Annotated in this window: 19 protein-coding genes; 11 read left to right on the top strand and 8 right to left on the bottom strand. The window is 41.8% G+C overall.

Translation table 11 applies throughout. From position 1 onward, the window contains the following. Positions 1-60 precede the first annotated feature (60 nt). From MHB66_RS18465 to MHB66_RS18445, 5 genes are all read left to right on the top strand, one after another. Positions 61-399, top strand: coding sequence for a zinc ribbon domain-containing protein YjdM (locus MHB66_RS18465; RefSeq protein ID WP_034281410.1), 339 nt, complete (start codon positions 61-63; stop codon positions 397-399). Between the two features lie 262 nt (positions 400-661). Further along, complete coding sequence (locus MHB66_RS18460) at positions 662-1,201, top strand: hypothetical protein (protein ID WP_046312673.1); 540 nt, start codon at positions 662-664, stop codon at positions 1,199-1,201. Between the two features lie 219 nt (positions 1,202-1,420). Further along, positions 1,421-2,350: an ABC transporter ATP-binding protein gene (locus MHB66_RS18455; protein WP_034281408.1), complete on the top strand. Its 930-nt coding sequence runs from the start codon at positions 1,421-1,423 to the stop codon at positions 2,348-2,350. Next, the gene (locus tag MHB66_RS18450; RefSeq protein WP_041118325.1) at positions 2,347-3,297 is read left to right on the top strand and encodes an ABC transporter permease subunit; all 951 of its coding nucleotides are present in this window, start codon (positions 2,347-2,349) and stop codon (positions 3,295-3,297) included. The genes MHB66_RS18455 and MHB66_RS18450 overlap by 4 nt, the downstream gene beginning before the upstream one ends. A 24-nt stretch (positions 3,298-3,321) precedes the next feature. Then, positions 3,322-3,750 (top strand): DUF4064 domain-containing protein, encoded by a 429-nt coding sequence (locus MHB66_RS18445; RefSeq protein ID WP_046312679.1) that lies wholly within the window; start codon positions 3,322-3,324, stop codon positions 3,748-3,750. 41 nt (positions 3,751-3,791) lie between these two features. Here the strand turns inward: MHB66_RS18445 and MHB66_RS18440 are convergent, their stop codons facing one another. The 7 genes from MHB66_RS18440 to MHB66_RS18410 all read right to left on the bottom strand — a co-directional run bounded on the left by MHB66_RS18440 (position 3,792) and on the right by MHB66_RS18410 (position 13,375). After that, positions 3,792-5,120, bottom strand: a complete 1,329-nt coding sequence (locus tag MHB66_RS18440) for a citrate:proton symporter (protein ID WP_046312681.1) — start codon at positions 5,118-5,120, stop codon at positions 3,792-3,794. A gap of 283 nt (positions 5,121-5,403) precedes the next feature. Then, on the bottom strand, positions 5,404-7,470 hold the full coding sequence (locus tag MHB66_RS18435; protein ID WP_342490566.1) for a beta-galactosidase: 2,067 nt from the start codon (positions 7,468-7,470) through the stop codon (positions 5,404-5,406). Positions 7,471-7,493: 23 nt separating this feature from the next. Then, positions 7,494-8,702, bottom strand: coding sequence for a glycosyl hydrolase 53 family protein (locus tag MHB66_RS18430; protein ID WP_046312683.1), 1,209 nt, complete (start codon positions 8,700-8,702; stop codon positions 7,494-7,496). 11 nt (positions 8,703-8,713) lie between these two features. Then, positions 8,714-9,556, bottom strand: a complete 843-nt coding sequence (locus MHB66_RS18425) for a sugar ABC transporter permease (RefSeq protein ID WP_012011808.1) — start codon at positions 9,554-9,556, stop codon at positions 8,714-8,716. 1 nt (position 9,557) lies between these two features. Further along, positions 9,558-10,796 carry a sugar ABC transporter permease gene (locus MHB66_RS18420; RefSeq protein ID WP_046312688.1) on the bottom strand — a complete coding sequence of 413 codons (1,239 nt, stop codon included), beginning with the start codon at positions 10,794-10,796 and terminating at the stop codon, positions 9,558-9,560. A 146-nt stretch (positions 10,797-10,942) separates the two neighbouring features. Further along, positions 10,943-12,208 (bottom strand): extracellular solute-binding protein, encoded by a 1,266-nt coding sequence (locus MHB66_RS18415; protein ID WP_046312690.1) that lies wholly within the window; start codon positions 12,206-12,208, stop codon positions 10,943-10,945. Positions 12,209-12,379: 171 nt separating this feature from the next. Next, a complete protein-coding gene (locus tag MHB66_RS18410; protein ID WP_044334886.1) occupies positions 12,380-13,375 on the bottom strand; it encodes a LacI family DNA-binding transcriptional regulator in 996 nt (331 codons plus the stop codon). Positions 13,376-13,547: 172 nt separating this feature from the next. Here MHB66_RS18410 and MHB66_RS18405 point away from each other — a divergent pair, with 172 nt between their 5' ends. Then, positions 13,548-14,444 (top strand): LysR family transcriptional regulator, encoded by an 897-nt coding sequence (locus MHB66_RS18405; protein ID WP_046312694.1) that lies wholly within the window; start codon positions 13,548-13,550, stop codon positions 14,442-14,444. A gap of 18 nt (positions 14,445-14,462) precedes the next feature. Here MHB66_RS18405 and MHB66_RS18400 read toward each other — a convergent pair whose 3' ends face one another. Beyond that, on the bottom strand, positions 14,463-16,139 hold the full coding sequence (locus MHB66_RS18400) for a hypothetical protein (RefSeq protein WP_046312697.1): 1,677 nt from the start codon (positions 16,137-16,139) through the stop codon (positions 14,463-14,465). A gap of 398 nt (positions 16,140-16,537) precedes the next feature. On the opposite strand from MHB66_RS18400, the gene MHB66_RS18395 reads away from it, so the two are divergent. The 5 genes from MHB66_RS18395 (at position 16,538) to MHB66_RS18375 (ending at position 21,427) form a co-directional block, all read left to right on the top strand. Then, on the top strand, positions 16,538-16,981 hold the full coding sequence (locus MHB66_RS18395) for a hypothetical protein (RefSeq protein ID WP_024427564.1): 444 nt from the start codon (positions 16,538-16,540) through the stop codon (positions 16,979-16,981). Between the two features lie 3 nt (positions 16,982-16,984). Next, complete coding sequence (locus tag MHB66_RS18390) at positions 16,985-17,323, top strand: DUF3969 family protein (protein ID WP_046312699.1); 339 nt, start codon at positions 16,985-16,987, stop codon at positions 17,321-17,323. Between the two features lie 164 nt (positions 17,324-17,487). Next, on the top strand, positions 17,488-18,345 hold the full coding sequence (locus tag MHB66_RS18385) for a MurR/RpiR family transcriptional regulator (protein ID WP_024423955.1): 858 nt from the start codon (positions 17,488-17,490) through the stop codon (positions 18,343-18,345). A gap of 184 nt (positions 18,346-18,529) precedes the next feature. After that, on the top strand, positions 18,530-20,074 hold the full coding sequence (gene gntK / locus MHB66_RS18380; protein ID WP_046312701.1) for a gluconokinase: 1,545 nt from the start codon (positions 18,530-18,532) through the stop codon (positions 20,072-20,074). 24 nt (positions 20,075-20,098) lie between these two features. Further along, entirely contained in the window at positions 20,099-21,427 is a 1,329-nt protein-coding gene (locus tag MHB66_RS18375; protein ID WP_034281397.1) for a GntP family permease, read from the top strand. The last annotated feature ends 77 nt before the right edge of the window (positions 21,428-21,504 follow it).

Here is a 21,504-nt window from a genome sequence, read left to right as displayed (position 1 = left end):
CTTCTATAAGAAATGTGGTAAAATCGATATAAATGATGTAGAAAGTTGGAGGAAACAAAAATGTCTAATCTACCGAATTGTCCTTCGTGCAGCTCACCTTATACATACGAGGACGGCAGTTTGCTGATTTGTCCTGAATGTGCGCATGAATGGTCACTTGAACAAGAACAAGCGGCAGAGGAACAGCTTGTTGTCAAAGATGCGAATGGGAACCTGTTAAGTGATGGGGACACGGTCTCTGTCATTAAAGATCTAAAAGTAAAAGGTTCATCATCCGTTTTGAAAATAGGAACGAAGGTCAAAGGCATTCGTTTAGTTGAAGGCGATCATAACATTGATTGTAAAATTCCTAGCTTCGGCGCAATGAAATTAAAATCAGAGTTTGTGAAAAAGATATAAACAAAAAAAGCTATACTATTAGAACTTGCCGATGAAGGCTAAATCTGAGCAAGAAATAAGTATAAGAATGTTATAGTTGTACAAAAAACACCTAAATTGTTAAAGGAAACATATCCCTTAATAAATTAGGTGTTTTATATTTTTATACAGTTTTTAAAATGATGAGGAACTATTCAAAGGAATATCCGTATACATTATTGGAATAATTTAAGCTTAACATTTCATAAATTAATTGAGTCCAAAAAATAAATGGGAGATAAAAATGGAGTTTGGGTATTTTAAGAAGCCTGTAATCAAAAAAACGACCAAATGTATACCAATTATTAATAAAGATGGTGTTAACATTGGATTTATAAAAAGATTTTATACAAATAAAGTGGAAAAGTTGATTGATTACATATTTGATGAGTTTTATGTGAATGTTGAGGTAATGGATTCGAATTCTAATATGGTTGTAACAGCTATTGAAAATAAATCCCTCCAATCCATGTTTCGTTCAAACTGGGTGATAGAATGTAAAGATAAAGGAAAGTTAATATTAGAAGATAGAACTAAAATCAAAATAAATCCAATGATGAAATTAGTAATAGATGATACTACATATTATCTAAAGAAGGGTTTTGCCAATAATCGTATAAGATTAGAAAGCTCAGAGCAGACGATAGCTGAAATTACATACGATAAAATAATACCTCCTGCAACAGTGAGTATTGAAAAAAAAACAGGGGGACTTATCTTTACATCTTATTGCATGCCTCTATTATATATTTATGTTACGAGAGTAAGACGGATCGCATGTTGAATCCCACAGTCTTTAAGTAATATAGAATTAGAGGATTTTAAATCATTACCTTAACTCTACCTTAAAAAAGCAGATGATTCGCTAAATTTTGGCTAATCCCCTTCACAACTTTTGGGCATTGCTGTACCATATGGAAGTGTTCTTCTATTTTTGACGGATCATGGTGTTTATCAGGAAATAGAATGATAGATGATACTTAGACAAAGAAGGAGAGGTAACGTGACGAACGTTTTAGAACTGCATAATGTATCTAGGCATATTCACGGGAAAAAGATTGTTCAAGACTTGAGCTTTTCTGTCCAAGCGGGCGAAGTCTTTGGCTTCTTAGGACCAAATGGTGCAGGGAAAACCACAACCATTCGTATGATGGTCGGTCTTTCTCCCATTACATCTGGTGATATTCTGATTAATGGTCATAGTATTCAAACCTCCTATCAGCATGCTATCCAACATGTCGGTGCGATTATTGAAAATCCAGAAATGTATAATCATTTAACGGCAAGACAAAATCTTGTTCACTTTGCCAGAATGAATGGGAAAGTGGATGAAGCGCGAATTGATGAGCTGTTAGAGCTAGTCAGCTTACAGCATGTGAAACATAAACGTGTGCGTACATTTTCATTAGGGATGAAACAGCGATTGGGCATTGCGCAGGCACTCATACATAGACCGAAACTGCTAATCTTAGATGAGCCGACCAATGGACTTGATCCTGAGGGAATTCGAATGATACGAGATTACTTGAGAAGGCTTGCGAAGGAAGAAGGGCTGGCTGTAATTGTTTCAAGTCACCTCATGTCAGAGATGGAATTGATGTGTGATCGCTTTGCAATTATCCAAACAGGAAAGCTGATTGCGATTGAGGATCAGCGTGCTGAGACGAAGCAGGATGATTTGGTTAATTATCGAATGAAGGTGGCAGCAGGGGAGCTTGAAGAAGCACAGAAGCTCATTGGTGCATTTGAGGAAGGCGTCACTGTAAGAGAAGAGGAGCAGTACTTATTTTTCTCTATGCCAGAACAAAAAATGCCGGAATTGATCCGTCATTTGAGCAGCGCGTCTATTCATTTGTACGAAATCAAAATCGAAAAACAAACCTTAGAAGATAAGTTCTTAAGCTTAACAGGTAAAAAGGAGGCAGACGTATGATTCGCCTCATTCAAAACGAGTGGATGAAAATCAGTTATCGTGTTGGTACTTGGATTATGGTTGGGCTTCTTGTGTTAGGTATGGTTGCCACGCTGATCTTTGTAGTGAAAACAAATGACAAAGATCAAGCTTCAGGTGATTGGAAAACTCAGCTAGAAATGATGAATAAGGAAAACAAGAAGGAGCTTAAAGAGACAGAGAATGGTTTCTTTAAAAGAGAGCTTGAAAAAGAGATCGCTATTAATGATTATCGAATCAAGCATAATTTGCCGCCAGCTGATCAGTTTAGCCACAGTGTATGGGATTATGTGAAAACAAACGCCAATTTACTTCAGCTAGTCGGTGTGTTTGTGATCATTATTGCTTCCACCATTGTGTCGGCTGAATACAAGCATGGTACAATTAAATTATTATTGATTCGCCCACCATCAAGGCTAAAGATCCTAATATCTAAATATATTACGGTGCAGCTGTATGCTCTTTTACTTGTTGGGGTGCTATTTATTTTGTCATTCATATTGGGTGCTATTTTCTTTGGACTTAACACTGATTATGTGAATTTGGTGTATCAAAATGGTGAAGTGATTGAACGTTCACAGTTTGCCAATATGGTCTATTATTATCTCGCTCATTGTGCAATGTTTGTCGTTTTGGGAACCCTTTCGTTCGCCATTTCTACAGTGTTTAGAAGTGAAGCTATCTCCATTGCCATTAGTGTGTTAGCGTATATTGTGGGTGGATCAGTCACAGGTATTTTAATGCTCTTTTTTGATTGGTCAAAATATCTGTTATTTGCAAACGATCCATCCCAATACTTTATGGAACAGGTTACAGTTATCGAAGGTATGTCCCTAGGATTCTCACTAATCGTCCTAGTCATCTATTGGGCTATTTTCTTAGCTATTGCCTTAATCGTCTTCCAAAAGCGAGAAGTGAAAACAGGTTAATTTAATTTTTTAGGAGGTTTACACATGATTAAACGTAAAGGTGAAAAAATTATGGGGATTATTAGTATTGTCCTCAATGCCATTGGTGTCGGGTTTGGGGCATTAATCCTTTCTGTGGGTCCATCTTTTTATGATGAAATCAATGAAGTGTTGAAAGAGGAAGGGGAAACATTGCCGATTGAAACACTTCAAGCTTCTGTCAATGCATTTGGTACTCAGTTTATGGTCGTTTCCGCAATTGCGGCTGTGCTGTCGATTGTAGGTGTGATTTTCTTGAAAACTGACCGTCGTGCCGTGCTTTCAGGTATTCTTTTCTTGGTTTCTGCTGTGACTCTTTTAATTGGAACAGTTGGCCTTGCATTCGCTCCAATGGTTCTATTGTTTATCATTGGATTAATGTCTCTTATTAGAAAGCCGAATACAGACATTCACACAAGTGAATATCCTTCATAATGAAAGAAAAGACATGCGCATATCCGCGCATGTCTTTCTTTTTAAATGATGCCAATCAGCATCGCCACGAACAGAAGGATAATACTGAATCCCCACATCCAAAAGAAGGAGTAGCGGATGTGTTTCCCCATATCAACCCCTGCAAGACCTACAGCGAGCCAAACAGCGGGAGCAAGCGGGCTGACAAAGGTTCCAATGATGTTCCCAATCATCATGGCATATGCCGCAGAAGTACCTGGTACGCCAACTTCAGATGTAATGGATTCAACAATTGGCAGAAGGGCGTAATAATAGGCATCTGTACTTGTCAGCATATCGAGTGGCACTCCAAGCATCCCAACAATGATATGTAAAAATGGCAGCAAGAAGGCTGGTAAAATGTGAATACTGTCAACAGCAATGGCTTTCAGCATCCCTGTGCCTTCAAGAATTCCTAAAAATGACCCTGCGGAAAAAATCACAGCCGCCATCATCAGCGCACTAGGTGCGTGTGCCTTGATCCTTTCCATTTGCAGATTCACATTCGGAAAGTTAATTAATAGTGCGAGAGACAGACCAATCATAAACATAAAACTAGCAGGAATCACGTTCAACACGAGAAGCACCACAACACACAAAAACAGAACAAGGTTCACCCAAATGAGATGATAACGCTTTAAAGAGGCGTCTCCCGTTTCACTAATAGACTGAATGGCACGATCCCAATCTGCACCTTCTAGTTGAACCGCAGCTATTTCATTTGCAGCAATTTTCACCCGAATTCGCTTTTCTTCCCTCTTTCCTAACATGAATGCCATCCCTAACACGAGCACAACGCCAATGAGCTGAATTGGAATGAGCGGAACCCAGAGCTCAGAGGGGTCCATATTCAGGACACTTGCTGCCCGTCCAGTCGGTCCAGCCCATGGAATCATATTGGTTAATCCAGCACTCGTCCCGATTAATAACAGCAGTAAATAAGGACTCATATGTAATTTTTTATAAAGCGGAAGCAGTGCAGGTACAGTTAATAAAAAGGTCGTAGCCCCTGCTCCGTCTAAGTGTGCGATCACCCCAATCAAAGCAGTTCCCATTGCAACTGTGACAACATTTCCTTTTGTCAGCTTGATTAAAGTTTTAATTACAGGTTCAAAGAACCCTGTATCTTGCAAAATGCCAAAAAATAAAATGGCGAAGATAAACATGGTCGCCACCGGCAATACTTTGATAATCCCTTCCTCGAAGAAGGTTTGAATGTCATTGATCCCAAATCCCGCAATGAGTGCCCCTATTAAAGGCACCATGACCATGGCGACAATTGGACTTGCTTTCCCCCAAATCAGCAGCACAACAATCGTTAAAATAATCATCAATCCAACAAACGTTAACATAAGCCCCTCCCCCTACAAATAAACCGTTTACATTTGTCTATACTTTTCATCCAATGCATTCCCACAGCTGCATTGAAAAAAAAGGGTATCAAATTTATGAGTAAGAAGCAACCGCTTTCATACCTATACAATGGTAAAAAAGGATGGAGAGACCAGTCGTGTCGCGGCATCAAATATTGTAAAAAAATTTAGATAAAAATAACGATTAAAGTTCACAATGATTAATATGGGTATTTAGACTTATTAAATCAAAAAGCGCCCAATAAATGGACGCTTCTTTCAACTATTTTTTCAAGATGACATACTCGTAAGGATCAAGTTGAAGCTGCTCAGACACTTGCTGTCCAGTCAGCATATTCTCATAACTTGCCTCTGAATCTAGTGATATGTTCTGCTGCTCTTCTGTGAAATTCATCAAAAACACATAGTCCTGCGTACCGTCTGTTCGTTTTTGTACACTGACTCCTTCTGGAATTGCAGTGGATAGGACGGGCTGTATGCCAATACCTGCGATAAGGTCTTCGTAAAATTCATCATAAAAATCCTGATCATTTTCTGAGGCCATATAGTATGCTTTCCCTCTTTCTAATGAACGGACAGTCAGGGCCGGCTGTCCTTCGTAGCAGCCATTCTCAAAATGCCCTAGCACAGAGGCCGTCTCAGGGTGTATGGATTCGCAGTATTGTCCGACATGATAGGTGCGTCCATTCCCTGTGGTCATTAACACATGTTCATCAGGCATCAATGTGTTGATTTCCTCTGCCCAAATGCCAAGTACATGGCGGAGAGGACCAGGAAAACCGCCGAGGAAACAGAGATCATTTTCGTCGACTATGCCGCTCCAGTAAGTCGCGATAAAAATGCCGCCCTCTTTGACAAAGGCTTCAATTTTTTCTGCAACGCCTGGTTTGATCATGTAGAGCATTGGCCCAATGAGCACACGATAGGATGAGAAATCTTTTTCCATTCCGACAATGTCAACAGGGATGCCTTTTTTCCAAAAGCTTCGATAGTGAGTTTGACAAGCCTCTACATAGCGTTTGTTTGTGTTATTTAAGCCTTGCGCATCATCAATGGCCCAGTGATTTTCCCAATCGCAAATGATGGCGACCTCTGGCTGAACGGACGTGCCCGCAATTGGCTGCAGCTGCTCCAGTTGTTTCCCTAGATCAGCTACCTCTTGAAACACACGCGTATGTTCATGGCCAGAATGATCGACAACGGCACCGTGGAATTTCTCAGAGGCGCCTCGGCCTTGCCGCCACTGGAAATAAAGCACGGAGTCTGATCCGTGAGCAATTGCCTGCATGGCAGAAAGGTGTGCCATGCCTTTATGTTTGACCTTGTTCACTTCATGCCAGTTTACAAGGCTAGGCGTACTCTCCATGACGAGAAACGGCTGTCCGTCCTTTAAGGAACGATACAAATCATGTACAAAGGCAACGTTTGATGCTAATTCGGCCGTTGTTTCTCTGCCGCTATGCCAAGCAGGATAGCTATCCCATGAGATCACATCGACCTCTTTTGCAAATTGATGATAATCCAGCCCAAGGAATGGACGCATATGCGGATAGTCGCCCATAAAGTTCGTGGTTACTGGGATATGAGGCGTCAATTCCCGCAGCGGCTTAATTTCATTTTGATAAAAATTGATCGTTTGTGCTGTGACAAAGCGCTTCCAATCCAGGTTCATGCCGTGAATCATGTGCTCCCCATGCGGTGCAGGTGACTCGATTTGTGACCAATCACTATACGTATGGCTCCAAAATCCTGTCCACCATGCTTGATTTAAAGCCTCAAGATCATGATTGTATTTGTCCTTCAAATAGTCTCGAAATGCTTCCTGGCACAGGTCGCAATGACACTCGCCGCCGTACTCATTTGAAATGTGCCACATGATCAGTGCGGGATGATCCTTGTAGCGTTCCGCCAGCAGCCGGTTGAGTGCGTTCGTTTTTTCTCGATAAACCGGAGAGGTAAAGCAATGATTATGGCGCAGTCCATGTAAGTTACGCTGACGATTCGCTTCGACGCGCAATACTTCTGGATATGTTTGTGACAGCCAAGCAGGTCTTGCCCCGCTTGGCGTTGCGAGAATGGCGTGTGCCCCCTGCGCTGCTAAGCGGTCCATGATGTCATCCAGCCATCCAAAGTCATACTGACCTTCTTTTGGCTCTAGCTTACTCCATGCGAAAATGTTGATGGAGAATGTTTGACAGTGTGCAAGCTTCATTAATCGAAAATCTTCGTCTATGATCTCTGGCATATGGAGCCATTGATCTGGATTGTAATCGCCACCATGCAAAAAGCCTTTCACATTTGGGTGAACGAGTGGGTAACGCTTTCCCATTTTGTCACGTCCTATCCTTTTAGTTACGGTGTCATTTGTTTAAATACATCAAGAGATGGCAGTGCTTTTCCGTTGAAATCGAACATCGCTTGATTTTCCCACGCATTTCCGACAGTCCCGGTTGTTTGAATGTAAGCCAGCCCGTATTGACTAGACCACGGAGCACCTTTCGCTGGAATCCAAAGCGGCTCCCAATAAAAGAACCCCTTCCCGCGGTTGTTGTTTACTTGTGAAATTTTTTCGGATAGATCTCGTATAAAAGATGCCTGGCCTTGAGGTGAGGCTGGATAGCCGGCTGTATTGACAGAGTCTTGGTTAAATGAGTTATCTAGGTTGTCACCGTTTGCTGTCGTAAAGCCGTAAGCAGTTTCCACCACGATCACGTCTTTGTTATAGCGGGCACTAATATCATTCATATTGGACGTAAGACCGCTAAAGCCGCCGTCCCAATACGGGTAATAAGATAAACCGATCGTATCGAATGAGACACCTCGTTTTGTGATTTCATCAAACCACCAGCGGGATGCACCATTGTCTCCGCCATGCGCAAGGTGAAGCATGATTTTGATGTTTGAATCGACAGAGCGGACGGCATTTGTGCCAGCTTTTAGCAGAGCAGCGAGCCGGTCAAATTCACCACCGCCTTCACCCCAGCTTTTTCCGTTTGGCCACAGCATACCTGAGTTCAACTCATTCCCAACCTGAACCATATTCGGCAAGGCATTTTGCGCTCTCATCGCTTTGAGCACATCGCCTGTGTAAGTGCCGACCGCTTTTTCTAAATCGTTTTGTGAGAGGGATGCCCACGCTTTCGGTTTGAATTGTTTACCGGGGTCAGTCCAGAAATCACTGTAGTGAAAATCAAGCAGCACTTTCATGTTTTGTGCTTTTGCACGTTTCGATAAAGCGATGGCTGTATTGAGATCATTTGTGCCGCCGTTATAGGCTCGGCCTTGATTGTCATATGGATGGTTCCACAGTCTGATACGCACGTAGTTGACACCTTTATCTTTTAATAGTTTGAGCGGGTCAACCTGCTTTCCGTTCTGATCGTAGTATCTGCCGCCGCTTCTCTCCATTTCTGCAAGCATGGAGATATCAGCTCCCTTGATGAAATCACCTTGCAGGCCATTGATCGGTTTCACAGAAATCGTATCGGCCCTTGCTTCAGGCAGAATACCTAATCCCATCAGAAAGAAAACGACAACAGTGACAAGCAACCATTTCTTCATCAAATCTCCCCTTATCCTTTTGTCCCGCCTTGTGTAAGGCCGGATACAAATTGTTTTTGTAAAACAAGAAACAATAAAGCAACTGGAATTGCAATGAGTAAAGCCCCGGCTGCAAAGGTCGTGTAGCTGGCACCCATTTTATCTGACACAAGATTGTACAGACCGATTGGGAGCGTATACATTTCGGGTGAGCGGACAATGACACTGGAGATGATGAAATCACCCAGTGGACCTGTAAATGAGTTGATTGCGACAACAGCTAAGATGGGCTTGGCGAGCGGCATAATAATTTGGATGAAAATCCGGAAATGCCCTGCGCCGTCCATTCTGGCTGATTCATCGAGATCCTTTGGAATCGCATCAAGATAGCCTTTCATTAAATACGTATTCATCGGAATTTGTCCACCTGCATAAATCAAAATCAGGGCAAGGTGGCTGTTAATGAGTCCAAGCATTTGAGCCAATACAAAAATGGCAATCAGCGCTGAAAATTGAGGAATCATTTGCAGCAGCAAAAAGAGCATCAGTCCATTCTTGCGTCCTTTGAATCGGAACCTAGAAAAGGCATAACCTGTAAAGCTGACAAGTATCAACGTTAAGAGCATAGTCGCAATGCTGATCTTCATTGAGTTCCAATACCATTTTGCATAAAGTGCCCCTTGACCGAAGAAGAGTTCTGTGAAGTGGCTGAACGTTGGATTCTTCGGAAACATGCTTGTACTCATGAGGCTGTTCCCAGGGTTAAAGGAAGCACCGATCGTCCAAAGCAGTGGATATAGAATACAAATGGAGGCAATGAAAAGGATAAAATATGTGATGCTCAGGCGAATGAGCTTGTTTTGTTTTGATCCCATATCACATCATGTCCTCCTCTTTGAATGAATTCGTTCTCTTAAACTGCCAGAGTGCAATGGCGATGACAAAGATTGAAAGTAAAATCGTGACAGCGGCAGCAAGTGCATATTGAGAAGACTGCATCGTGAGTTTGTAAATCCAAGAAACCAAGATGTCCGTTCCCCCAGCAGTTGAGCCAGCCACAGGCGGTCCTCCGCCATTAAATAAGTAGATGATATTAAAGTTGTTAAAGTTAAACGTATATTGCGTGATTAATATAGGCGCAATGGAATAAAGGACAAGCGGTAACGTGATGGACCGGAATTTCTGAAAGAAGTTTGCCCCATCAATGGTCGCAGCTTCGTATAGATCCTCTGGAATCGCCTGCAGAACACCGGTTGTCATAATGAAAACAAAAGGAAATCCAAGCCAAGTCTGCATCGCAATGAGGGCAATTTTGCTCCAAAATGGATCTGTCAGCCATGGTTTTGGATCAATTCCAATCGATGCAAAAAGTGTGTTGTTAATGGCTCCAAATGTATCGTTGAACAGTCCGGCAAACACCAAAATGGTCACAAAACCCGGAACAGCCCAAGGGAGAATCAAAATGGTTCTAAAAAACCGTTTTCCTTTTAAATCCTTCTGATTGAGCAGAACCGCTAGAAAGATGCCGACAGCACATTGAAGGGTCGAAGCAGCGAGCGTCCATACGACGGTCCAGCCAAGTACATCAATGAAAGTGTCTCTCCAAATATCAATTGAAAAGATATTTTGAAAGTTCTTGATCCCTACCCAATCGATCAGATTGGCAGGAGGCGAGTGGTATAAATCGTAGTTCGTAAAGGCAAGCGCAAAGCTGAACATAATAGGAAAGACAACAGAAAAAAGAAGTAAAAAGAAAGCAGGAGTGCTCATTAAGTAAGGAAAGCCTTGGTCGATCAGCTGATGATATTGAGCTCGGATGGAATGGAGCGGAACCCCTTGATCACGTTTCTTTCCGTTCATAAAAGCATCACGCATCATGAGTACGTAAAAGCCGATACCAAAACCAGCTGTTAACAGCGCAATAATCCCTTTTGCCAAAAGAAAAACAGAGTTGTCACGAGGCAGCATCGTACCAAGTGTGAACAGCCCCCAGAAGCCAATATTGAATAAATCATAAAATACGATGAAAAAAGAAACACCGAACAGGAAAAAAAGTGCCCCTTTGCCGTACTGCTTGTTGTACATCTGCCCCATACCGGGTATAAGAGAGAACATTAGCGCCCGTCTCCGGTGTGTCTTTGATTCCACTATGTGTGTGCGGTCTAGTTCAAGGTTACCCGTCACGTCTAACACCTACTTCATATGAAATTAGCTCAAATACGGGCAGCTTGATAGACTTAAAGGCTACCCGTGTTTGATGATTATTTAGAATGGTTTGCTTTAATTTGAGAGTCGATTTGATTGACGGCATCATCAAATGCCTTTTTCACATCTGTCCGGCCGGTTGCAATGAGACCTAATGCGCTGTCAATCGGCTTCCACACCTCTGCCATTTCAGGGGTATTCGGTGTCAGCGTGGCATATTTTGTTTGTTTTGAAACAGCATCCGCATTTGCGTTTTTAGTAATGATTGGATCTTTCATCAGCTTTTTCACTGGTGGAATTTCCTCTGTCACTTCGAATCGCTTCTTCGAATTTTTTTCATTCGTGATAAACTCAACAAATTTCTCAGCAAGTTCTTTATTTTTAGAATAAGAGGAGACGTTGTAGCTCTTTACACCTAAGAATGAGCTCATATGCTTTCCGTTAGGGAGTGTTGGCAGCTCTGTTACGCCATAGTCAATTCCTGCTTCTTTATATGGACCAAATGACCATGGACCAGAAATGACAGCTGCGGCCTTTTTCTCTGTGAATAAGGAGTTGAGGACATTGATTCCTTGTTCACCAATGATGCCTTTCGGGAAAAGTCCTTCGCTAAAGAATTTTTGAATGTATGCTCCGCCTTCGATGGCGCCATCGTTATTAAGACCAATATCATTGACATCATAGGAGCCATCGCTTTTCTGTTTGAAAATATAGCCTCCTGATCCGCCTAACACACTTTGTGCATAGTAAATTTCATCCCATTTCGCTACAAAACCGTATTTCCCGTCTTTTGTCAGCTTTTTCGAAAGGTCATACCAGCCATCAAGTGTAGTTGGTGCCTTTTTGACAAGGTCTTTGTTATAGAAAAGCACTGTCGTTTCAACGGATTTAGGAAGGCCATACAGCTTGCCGTCTACCGTTTGTGATTGAATGGATTCGTCTGTAAAGGAATCGATCACTTTTTGATCAGGCTTGATTTCCTGTAACAGCCCCTCAGTGACAGCTGATCCAATTTGATCGTGAGGCATCGTGATGACGTCTGGGCCTGTCCCAGCTGCTCCATCAAGGCGGAGAGCTTCAATTTGGTCGGCATACGCTTTTTCGACCACTTTGATTTTCACATCGTTTTGTTTTTCAAATTCTTTTACAGCGTCTTGAATCCCATCAGACTTTTTGACATCCTCCCATACTAGCAAGGTCTTTGTACCTGTAGATGCTGGCTGTGTCCCGCTTGAATTGTCATCTCCTGGCCCGCATGCTGAAAGCAGAAGCACAGCAGTACCAACGACTGCTGATAATGTCGCCCATTTTCCCTTTTTCATTGGTAATCCCCTCTCGTTCTTTTTTCACAGATGATAAGAAAACGCTTTCTTAATGTGAGAATATCAACTTAAGTAAAAAAAGTAAACACATTTTATTAAATTTATTAAGTAAAATTTTTTACTCTATAGAGAGAAAAGAAGCCCTCCACTTTGGCAGGACTTCCAGTTTGTTTATATGGTGCTTTTTCGAAAGACAGGCTCTGAGGCAATCAGAACAGTCTTAGGCAATGTTCTGCCGTCCACAAGTCTTTCTAAAAGTAAATCGATCGCTGTCTCACAAAGTAATGACGTATGGATGTGATACGTGGTGAGCGGCGGCGACACATATTGAGACACATGAATATCGTTGATACTAAAGACGCTGACGCGATTCGGCAGAGAAAATCCGCGCTCATTTAATGCTTGTAAGCAGCCGATGGCAAGAGGGTCACTAGCGACACAAAAAGCGGTGGGCAGATCATCACCAAGCTCGTCGATCGCCTTCATCATCAGCGAATAGCCTTCATCTACTGAGAAATGGTGGCCGATATAGACCAATCGCTCATCAAGCATATGGCGGGCCAGCATGTATTCACGGAAAGTCGTTTCACGAATATCTGGAATGTGCACGTTCGTATTGAGATCAAGGTCTGTACCGCCAATGAATCCAATGGATTGGTGCTCTTTTTCGATAAAGGAATCGATGATCTTTTCAACAATTCGTTTCAGGTTCGGCTTTACAGAATCAAAACGGTCTTCATCTGGCGTTGTATCAATAAAGACAATATGCGGAGTGATCGCATATAATTGGTCAAGCTCTGACGTTTTAAAGCGGCCGATGGCGATGATTCCTTCTGTAGCAGAATCAATGGAATGAAGCCCATCAGACGGATTGTAAGCGGTGACATTTAAGCTCCGAGTATTGGTGAGTTCCTCAATGCCGAGTCGAATGGATTTAAAATAAATATCTTCAAGCTCTTCCTTTTCGGTCATCCAATAGAGAAAGGCGATTTTTTTTAATGAATGTTTGAATGTCTTCTTTTGGTAGGACAAAGCTTCTGCGGCGGCATATACTTTTTCGCGTGTTTGATCGGTGACGGATAGGTTGGGATCTTGGTTCAGTACGCGAGACACCGTTGCAATGGATAAGCCTGCTTTTTCTGCAATGTCCTTTATTTTAGCTGCCAAATCAGCACCTCCTATAGAAAATATCTCCTCTTAGTATAGAGTCTTTAAAAAAATTAGTAAATATTTTTATTAAATTGTTTTCGTTTAGGCGGTTCTTTACGTGCTGGAGAGGAATTAGTAAGATATATATAGGTAAGGTGTTGGATTAAGATTTCTGATAGGAGAGGGACCGATGTATTACGATGCACTGAAGACATTTGTGACAGTGGTGGAGGAGAAGAACTTTACAAAAGCAGCCCAAAAGCTGCGAATTTCTCAGCCGAGTGTCAGTCTTCATATTAAGAACTTGGAGCAGGAATTCCAGACCGTTCTGCTGAATCGTTCACCAAAGCAATTAACCGTTACACCAACTGGGGATATGCTGTACCATCGATCAAAACAAATCATTCGTCTCTATGAACAGGCGAAGCAGGACATTTATGAGCATCATCATTTGGCAAGAGGAAAGCTGACCATCGGGGCGAGCTTCACAATTGGTGAGTATGTGCTGCCGCAAATATTGGCAGAGTTTCATCAGCTCTATCCGCATGTTGATATTGAGGTGGTCATTGATAATACAGAGGCGATCGCCAGACATGTCCGTTTATTCCATGTCGACATCGGTTTGATCGAGGGACAGACCAATGACAAGGAGCTTTCTGTAGAAACTTTTCTAGAGGACGAACTTTATATTGTGGCGCCATTAGATCATCCTTTTGCCAAGAAAAAAGATGTCACCATTGATCAATTACAGAACGAAACATGGATTACGAGAGAAGAGGGATCAGGGACAGGAGAATATTTACAGCATGTCCTGAAATCAAATGGACTGAAAGCGCGAACCTTTGTGACCTTTAGCAGCAATCAAGCGATTAAAGAAGCTGTGATCCATGGAATGGGTCTTTCTGTTTTATCTAAATATGTCCTCCAGCGAGGCAGCATTGGCGGTGAATTGGCTGTTATTTCTGTGAGAGGCATGGATTTCAAACGAAAATTCTCCTATGTCGAGTCACCGATGACTGGGGGAAATAAAAATAAGGAATTGCTCGTTGAATTGTTAAGGAAAGAGAAAGAAGAAGCTTCTCCGTAATAGGAGAAGCTTCTTTTTTTATAACCCTTTAATTGTGATTTCATCGACTGGAAGGAAGATCTCACCTGTATCTGTATATTTCATGGTGACCTGATCGCCCTCTTTTAAATAAATGACGAGAGGTTCCTTTTCAGATGACATAGTGTAGCTTTTTCCATCGTCTAGCAGGAAGGTGACGGTTGTATAATCACCGGTCTTTTCTTTGTAGACTCGTTTGACCTTCCCTGCCGCTTCTTTCTTTTCCTGCTTAGAGGAACTGTTAACGGTACCGCCGCCTTTTTGAAGAGCTGTCTTATAGGCTCTCAGTGCTTCGTTTGGTGTAGAAGCATACGCGGCGATTTCAGGATTGGCTGCAGAAACGATAAAGTAGTTTTGCAGGAATCCATTTGAATCGAGAACCGGTGTGAGCCAGCTGGCTTCTCCATAGAAATTATAGAGAATCGGCATGCGCCCTTTCCATTTCTTCTCGATGAATCGTTTCTCAATAATTTGCAGAGCGCCCTGAGAATCCATGTAGGATTCTTCAAGATTTCCGGTATAATAAGTCGCTTTTCCTGTTCGGGCATTGGTCAGGGCATATCCGAGCATGGAATCAACGCCCTCTTTCGGACTTGTGAAATCTGTGAAGTAATACATATCTCCTTTTGAATCAAATACCGGGCTCACATTGGCTTCCGTTCCTTCATCTGAAGGCAGCTTTACATCTGACTTTCCAAACATACTGTTCCAGAACCCGTGAATATAGTTTCCGAAATAGCTGTTTTGCAGACTGACTGCCTCTGGTGAAACAGCACCGTCGATAAAGGCAGGTACTTGATCTAGAGCATATTTCTTCGTTGCACCCGTTTTGGCATCAACAACGACGACACCGGAAGCTTTAAAGCCGTTTCGGGCAGAGATGAAATCGCCATACGTTTGAATGTAATAAGGCTTGCCGTCATCATTGATTTCCAGCTGTGTACCGCCGTAGAAAATCAAATCTGGGTACTGGAGACGGATATGCCGCTCAATTTCTTTGTTGAAATAGGAGGAAGGCGTATAGACCATCTCCGTTTTCACGAACTTTGGATTAGCAGAGGAGTCGGTCGCACTTAATGTAAAGTAACCCGGCGTGCTGCCTGCACGAATCCATTTAAAGAAGTCCGAGAACTCCACTGGAGCGATGTATACATACTCACCGTTGACCTTCTGAATTTGCAAGCTGCCAAGCTCATAGTAGCTTGTGTTTGGCACCTGTCCGAACGATTTCTTCATTTTGTTCCGGGCAAATTGAGGCGGCACACTCGCAGGTGTTTCTTTTTCATCAAATGCTTTGATTTCTACTTTTTGCTCCATTTTGGAGACATCGAATTTCTCATTCGCATTGAATAGAAAAGCTGTCGCCATGTAAACACCGAGCAGCAATAGAATAAGAAACAGCACGCCTTTGATTTTACGCTCCAATCCAACCGACAAAAAGGCGCCTGCTGCTGTCACAACAAGTCCAATCAGCCATAGGGATGAAGGGTTCCGGTCTAAATTGGTGATGTAATAGAAAACAAAAATACCGATCATGAACAGCAAAGCAAGGCCTGCAATCCACATGAGCGGCACCTGCTGCTCTGTCCCTTTCTTTCTAACGATCAACCTGAGCGGTGTGAGCAAAAGGGTCAAGACAAGACCGATCACAACCGAAAATAACAGAATATATCCCACAAACAGATCTCCTTTCAAATCAATCACTCTTTTAGTATATACGAGTGTGAGGGGGAAAAGATTCAGAAGAATCATACCAATTCGATTTTATGAAAAAATGAGTTGAAAAGGGCCTTTTAATATTTCGGTAGGTTAAATGATATTGTCCTTGCGCTAGATGATTAGATTTTAGTGAATATTTTGTGGACGTAAACATTAATTTTTATCTCCGAGGAGTGGATATTCTTTTTATTCATTACTTTATGAATTTATATTGTAATAAATAAGATGTTAAAAGACAGAGATATCTTTTAAACAGTATAAAGATTCATTTTAATTTTCTACAGAATGAAATAGTTATAACATTCCTATTATGTTATATTATTTTTTATATAGTTAATATTAGGAGGTAATTTAAATTGAAAAGACGTATCCCTTTTCTCATTATTTTTACTTTAATTGTATCGTTATTTTCACCGTCTGTAACATTCAATATTAATCGAGAGGCTTCTTCAAGAGACAAAAGTGTCCAAATTGGTTATAAAGAAGCCGATGCTGTATGGGGTCTTGTCATTCGAACTATTTTTGTAAACGGGGTGAAAGCAAGTAAACATTTGTATAAATCAATAAAATATGCCCCTAAATATCCTGCTGGTTTTAAAGCTGTTCAAAATGGGACTAAAAAAGTTACAGTAAATAATAAGAAGTTGTTATCTGAGTTAAAACAGATTGAAGGAGGGACTTGGAAAAAAGTATATAAAGATGGCTATAAAGACGGAAAAAAGGTTTCTGTACATTATTTTCAAAGTAAATCTGGTTTGGTGTATGATGTGAAAGTTAAAAAAGGTTGGAGTGTGAAATGATTTATGAATAAAATAGAACTAAGATATTCTTCACATGAAGATTTAGATAGGATTATTGTTATAAATATCATTGGTATAATCATATCGCTAAAAGAAGGTTTAATCACTATAGAAGAAGCGGAAAAGCTCATGTTCAGTCCACGAACAATCGATGTTTTAAAGAAGAAAGGGATAAATGAAGAACTGATAAATATACTTCATTTGGGAACAGAACTTGAAGATGTAGAAAGTTTAATACCACAAGAATTAAGTGATAGTTTTGAAGAAATAAGGGTAAAATGCTTAAAATTCCTGGAAAGAAATACAGAAAATGAAGTTGAAAATAATGTGGTAGATTATTGAGCTAAAAGTGTATATTATTAAATTTTGAGTAAATCTGTTTTCATCTATTGATCAAAACGATGAATTCATAAATAAAGAAGTCTGTGCAAACAGGCTTCTTTTTTATAAGATGGGAACATGAGGAAATGTATGCGCTCACATGAATAAGGGAGGAGTGAAGTCAATTGGCTTCTGTCAGTTTAAGTAGTATTGAAAAAATACGAGCAGCAAGCAGAGGATTGCCGCCAAAGCTGAAAGGAATTGCAGAACATATTACGAGTGAACCCGGCGACATTATTCATTTGTCTATTGTTGAGCTTGCCAAAAAGACAGCGAGTTCAGAGGCGACGATTTTTCGTCTTTGTAAAAGGCTTGGATTTGAGGGCTTTCAAGATTTGAAAATCGCAATTGCCCAGGAAATAGATCAAACAAAGCCTGATTATGTAGATGAAGAAATGAGTCTTGATGATGATACAGCCGTTTTTATGCAAAAGGTTTTTCAGGCGAATATATCCGCATTAAAGGATAGCTTTCAATTACTGAATCCAGAGGATGTAGAAAAAGCCATTCAAATCATTCATGAAGCAAAGCGCTTAGAGTTTTATGGGAGTGGCGGGTCCGGACTTATTGCAACAGACGCTTTTCATAAATTTATGAGGACAGGCATCAACTGTATTGTTCACACCGATTCTCATTTTCAAGCGATGTCTGCCGGTCTTCTCGACCAGCACAGTACAGTGATCGGTATATCTCATTCCGGCCGTAATAAAGATTTACTCGATGCGATGAAAACAGCAAAGGAAAAAGGAGCGAAAACCATCGGTATTACAAGCTATCAGCGCTCTCCATTGAGCCAGCTTGCTGATGTCACGCTGTATACTTCGACGCAAGAAACGGCTTTTCGAACAGAAGCGATGTCTGCAAGACTTGCTCAGCTCACTGTCATTGACGTACTATACTTTGCACTTGCTCACTTAAGACAGCAGGAAACTTTAACCAATTTAAAACAAATGAGAGAAACCATTTCACAAAAAAGGGTGTAATGGTTTCAAAAATAAATTTTTCTATTAGTGAAAAATGCCGTTGTGGTAACGATTTTGAGCTTTTAAGTGAAAATAATTTTCTTTTTAGTCGTTGAATGTCGAAAAAATTATTCCTATAATGGGATTTAACAGGTATATCAAAACAATAAATATGATTTCAAATCAATGATTGGGCGTGATACAGATGAAGGGAAACCAGGCGGTAATTGGTTTGGATATTGGAACAACAAGTACAAAGGCGGTTCTGTTTGGACCACAGGGGAAAGTGATAGCAAAGCATTCAGTTCCTTATGATCTCATTCAGCCCCAGCCAGCATGGGTTGAACAGGACCCTGAACATATATTAGAAGCCGTCATTGCAAGTGTCAGAGGTGCGTTGACGAAAGCAGCATTTGATGCAACACAGCTCATAGGCGTCGGGATTAGTACAGCGATGCATTCCTTGATTGTGATGGATAAGGATGGCAAGGCGTTAACGAATAGTATCATTTGGGCGGACAACAGAAGTGCGGAGCAAGCGAAGCGAATTACTTCGGACATGGACGGCTTCCAAGTGTATAAAAGAACCGGTACACCGATCCATCCAATGTCACCGCTTTCAAAAATACGGTGGATCAAGGAAATGGCACCTGATGTCTTCAAGAAGGCAGCGAAATTCATTTCCATCAAAGAATATATTCTTTATCATTTCTTCGGTCAGTATGTCGTCGATTATTCAATTGCTTCAGCAACGGGACTGTTCCGTTTGGAAACGCTTCAATGGGATGAGCAGGCGCTTCGCATTGCTGGAATTGATGCCAGTCAATTGTCTGAACTTGTTCCCACGACGCATCAGCTGAGAGGGCTTCAGCCAGAGATCGCCCTGCGAATGGGCATTGCGGAAGATACACCATTTGTGGTTGGTGCGAATGATGGGGTTCTAGCGAACTTAGGTGTGGGAGCGATTGGAAAAGGTGAGGTGGCTGTCACGATTGGGACAAGCGGTGCAGTTCGTACGGTCGTGGACAAACCAATAACAGATGAACAATCAAGAACGTTCTGCTATGCGCTGACTGATAAGCATTGGGTGGTTGGAGGACCGACGAATAATGGCGGGATCATGCTGAGATGGCTGAAGGATGAATTTGGATCCTCGGAGGTAGAGGTAGCAAAGCGCCTTGGAGTGGACCCTTACGACCTGATGATTGACATTGCGAAAAAAGTTCCAGCCGGCTCAGAGGGGCTGCTGTTTCTGCCATTTTTAACAGGTGAGCGAGCACCTTATTGGAATCCAAATGCGAGAGGCACTTTCTTTGGGATTGGTCTTCAGCATAAGCGTGAGCATTTTATCAGAGCTGTGTTAGAAGGCGTCATTATGAGTGTTTTCTCAATCGGTGTGGCCTTAAGGGATTTAACCGGTTCAGCAAAGGATGTCAGGGCGTCGGGCGGATTTGCGCGATCTCCGCTGTGGCGGCAAATTTTAGCGGATACGATGGGCAGGGAAGTACTTGTTCCAGAAAGCTACGAGGCATCAGCACTTGGGGCGGCTGTGCTCGCACTTCATAGTTTAGGTTATATGGAAGAGATAGAAGAGGTTCAAGATTGGATTCGAATCTCTGCCCGTCATGAACCCAATATGGAGAACAATGAAACATACATAGAACTGTTTTACTTATATGAGCGTCTCTATGACAAACTCAAGGATGAATTTGATGTCATTAGTGCGCTTCAATTAAAACAAAATCATTAAACATCAGGGAAAAGGTGGGAGAGCATGCTTTTATTCATCGTGATTGCCGCAATTGTCCTTTTACTCATCCTCATAACAGTTGCTAAGTTGAATCCGTTTGTGAGTTTAATTATTACCTCTATGTTAGTCGGCTTTGCCACAGGGATGGACCTGCAGGAAATCATTCAATCCATCAAAACGGGGTTAGGCAATACGTTATCATTGCTGGCCATAGTTCTAGCGCTTGGAACCATGCTTGGGAAAATGATGGCTGAATCAGGTGGAGCTGAGCGGATTGCTCACACATTAATCGGCCGGTTTGGGACGAAAAATGTGCATTGGGCGATGATGTTTGTTGCCTTTATTGTGGGAATACCGGTCTTTTTCCAGGTCGGATTCGTTCTTCTCATTCCTTTATTGTTTACGATTGCGATTGAAACGGGCATCTCGCTCGTGACAATTGGGATTTCGCTCATTGCTGGATTGTCTGTCGTTCATGGTCTTGTGCCGCCTCATCCAGCTGCCATGGCAGCTGTCGGCATCTATCATGCCAACGTGGGGAAAACCATCTTCTTTTCCATTATTGTTGGTTTGCCGACAGCTATTATTGCTGGGCCGCTGTATGGAAAGTGGATTGGAAAGCGGATTCATAAACCAGTTCCAGAGCTGCTGAGAAAGCAATTTACTGAACGCAATGAAGATCGAAAACTTCCCGGCTTTGCAAATACGATGTTTACGATTTTGGTGCCAGTGATTTTAATGCTTCTTGCCACACTGGCGGATATTATTTTACCAGAGGACAATATTTGGTATCAGGTATTTAAGTACATTGGAGATCCAATTACAGCACTGCTGATTGCAACGGTGTATTCTTTCTTCAGTCTTGGCTTTGTGCAAGGGATGAGCCGTGACCGGGTGCTTTCCTTTAGTAATGAGTGTTTAGGACCGATTGCTTCCATTTTGCTTGTCATTGGAGCAGGCGGGGCTTTCAATAATGTGCTCATCGATTCGGGTGTTGGTGAATATATTGCGGATTTAGCCAAGCATTCGCCAATCTCGCCAATTTTGCTTAGCTGGCTGATTGCTGCGGTTATTCGTGTGGCAACAGGTTCTGCTACGGTCTCCATGATGACGGCAGCAGGTATTGTCGCACCGATTGCTGCAACTATGCCGGATGTGAGCAGAGAGCTTCTAGTGTTAGCAACAGGGGCGGGTTCGTTGATTTTGTCTCACGTCAATGACTCTGGTTTTTGGCTGATCAAAGAGTATTTTGGTATGACCATTAAAGAAACGTTTTTGACATGGACGGCTATGGAGACGATCATTTCTGTTAGTGCTATTGCATTTATTATGATCATTAATATGTTTATATAGTGAAACGCAACAGCCTGATTCTTCGGAATTGGGCTGTTTTTGCTTTTGGCAATACCACCTTTGTCAGATTGGGGTAA

This window comes from Bacillus sp. FSL L8-0167 (assembly GCF_038630295.1).
Lineage (GTDB): Bacteria > Bacillota > Bacilli > Bacillales > Bacillaceae > Bacillus > Bacillus safensis.
This window is presented reverse-complemented; position numbering and strand designations above follow the sequence as displayed.

What these genes read in the sequence shown, in the direction of transcription:
- MHB66_RS18460 (WP_046312673.1), top strand. Translation starts at nt 662, where the DNA reads ATGGAGTTTGGGTATTTTAAGAAGCCTGTAATCAAAAAAACGACCAAA.
- MHB66_RS18405 (WP_046312694.1), top strand. Translation starts at nt 13,548, where the DNA reads ATGTATTACGATGCACTGAAGACATTTGTGACAGTGGTGGAGGAGAAG.
- gntK (WP_046312701.1), top strand. Translation starts at nt 18,530, where the DNA reads ATGAAGGGAAACCAGGCGGTAATTGGTTTGGATATTGGAACAACAAGT.
- MHB66_RS18415 (WP_046312690.1), bottom strand. Translation starts at nt 12,208, where the DNA reads ATGAAAAAGGGAAAATGGGCGACATTATCAGCAGTCGTTGGTACTGCT.
- MHB66_RS18450 (WP_041118325.1), top strand. Translation starts at nt 2,347, where the DNA reads ATGATTCGCCTCATTCAAAACGAGTGGATGAAAATCAGTTATCGTGTT.
- MHB66_RS18465 (WP_034281410.1), top strand. Translation starts at nt 61, where the DNA reads ATGTCTAATCTACCGAATTGTCCTTCGTGCAGCTCACCTTATACATAC.
- MHB66_RS18445 (WP_046312679.1), top strand. Translation starts at nt 3,322, where the DNA reads ATGATTAAACGTAAAGGTGAAAAAATTATGGGGATTATTAGTATTGTC.
- MHB66_RS18440 (WP_046312681.1), bottom strand. Translation starts at nt 5,120, where the DNA reads ATGTTAACGTTTGTTGGATTGATGATTATTTTAACGATTGTTGTGCTG.
- MHB66_RS18375 (WP_034281397.1), top strand. Translation starts at nt 20,099, where the DNA reads ATGCTTTTATTCATCGTGATTGCCGCAATTGTCCTTTTACTCATCCTC.
- MHB66_RS18430 (WP_046312683.1), bottom strand. Translation starts at nt 8,702, where the DNA reads ATGAAGAAATGGTTGCTTGTCACTGTTGTCGTTTTCTTTCTGATGGGA.
- MHB66_RS18435 (WP_342490566.1), bottom strand. Translation starts at nt 7,470, where the DNA reads ATGGGAAAGCGTTACCCACTCGTTCACCCAAATGTGAAAGGCTTTTTG.
- MHB66_RS18425 (WP_012011808.1), bottom strand. Translation starts at nt 9,556, where the DNA reads ATGGGATCAAAACAAAACAAGCTCATTCGCCTGAGCATCACATATTTT.
- MHB66_RS18390 (WP_046312699.1), top strand. Translation starts at nt 16,985, where the DNA reads ATGAATAAAATAGAACTAAGATATTCTTCACATGAAGATTTAGATAGG.
- MHB66_RS18420 (WP_046312688.1), bottom strand. Translation starts at nt 10,796, where the DNA reads ATGTTCTCTCTTATACCCGGTATGGGGCAGATGTACAACAAGCAGTAC.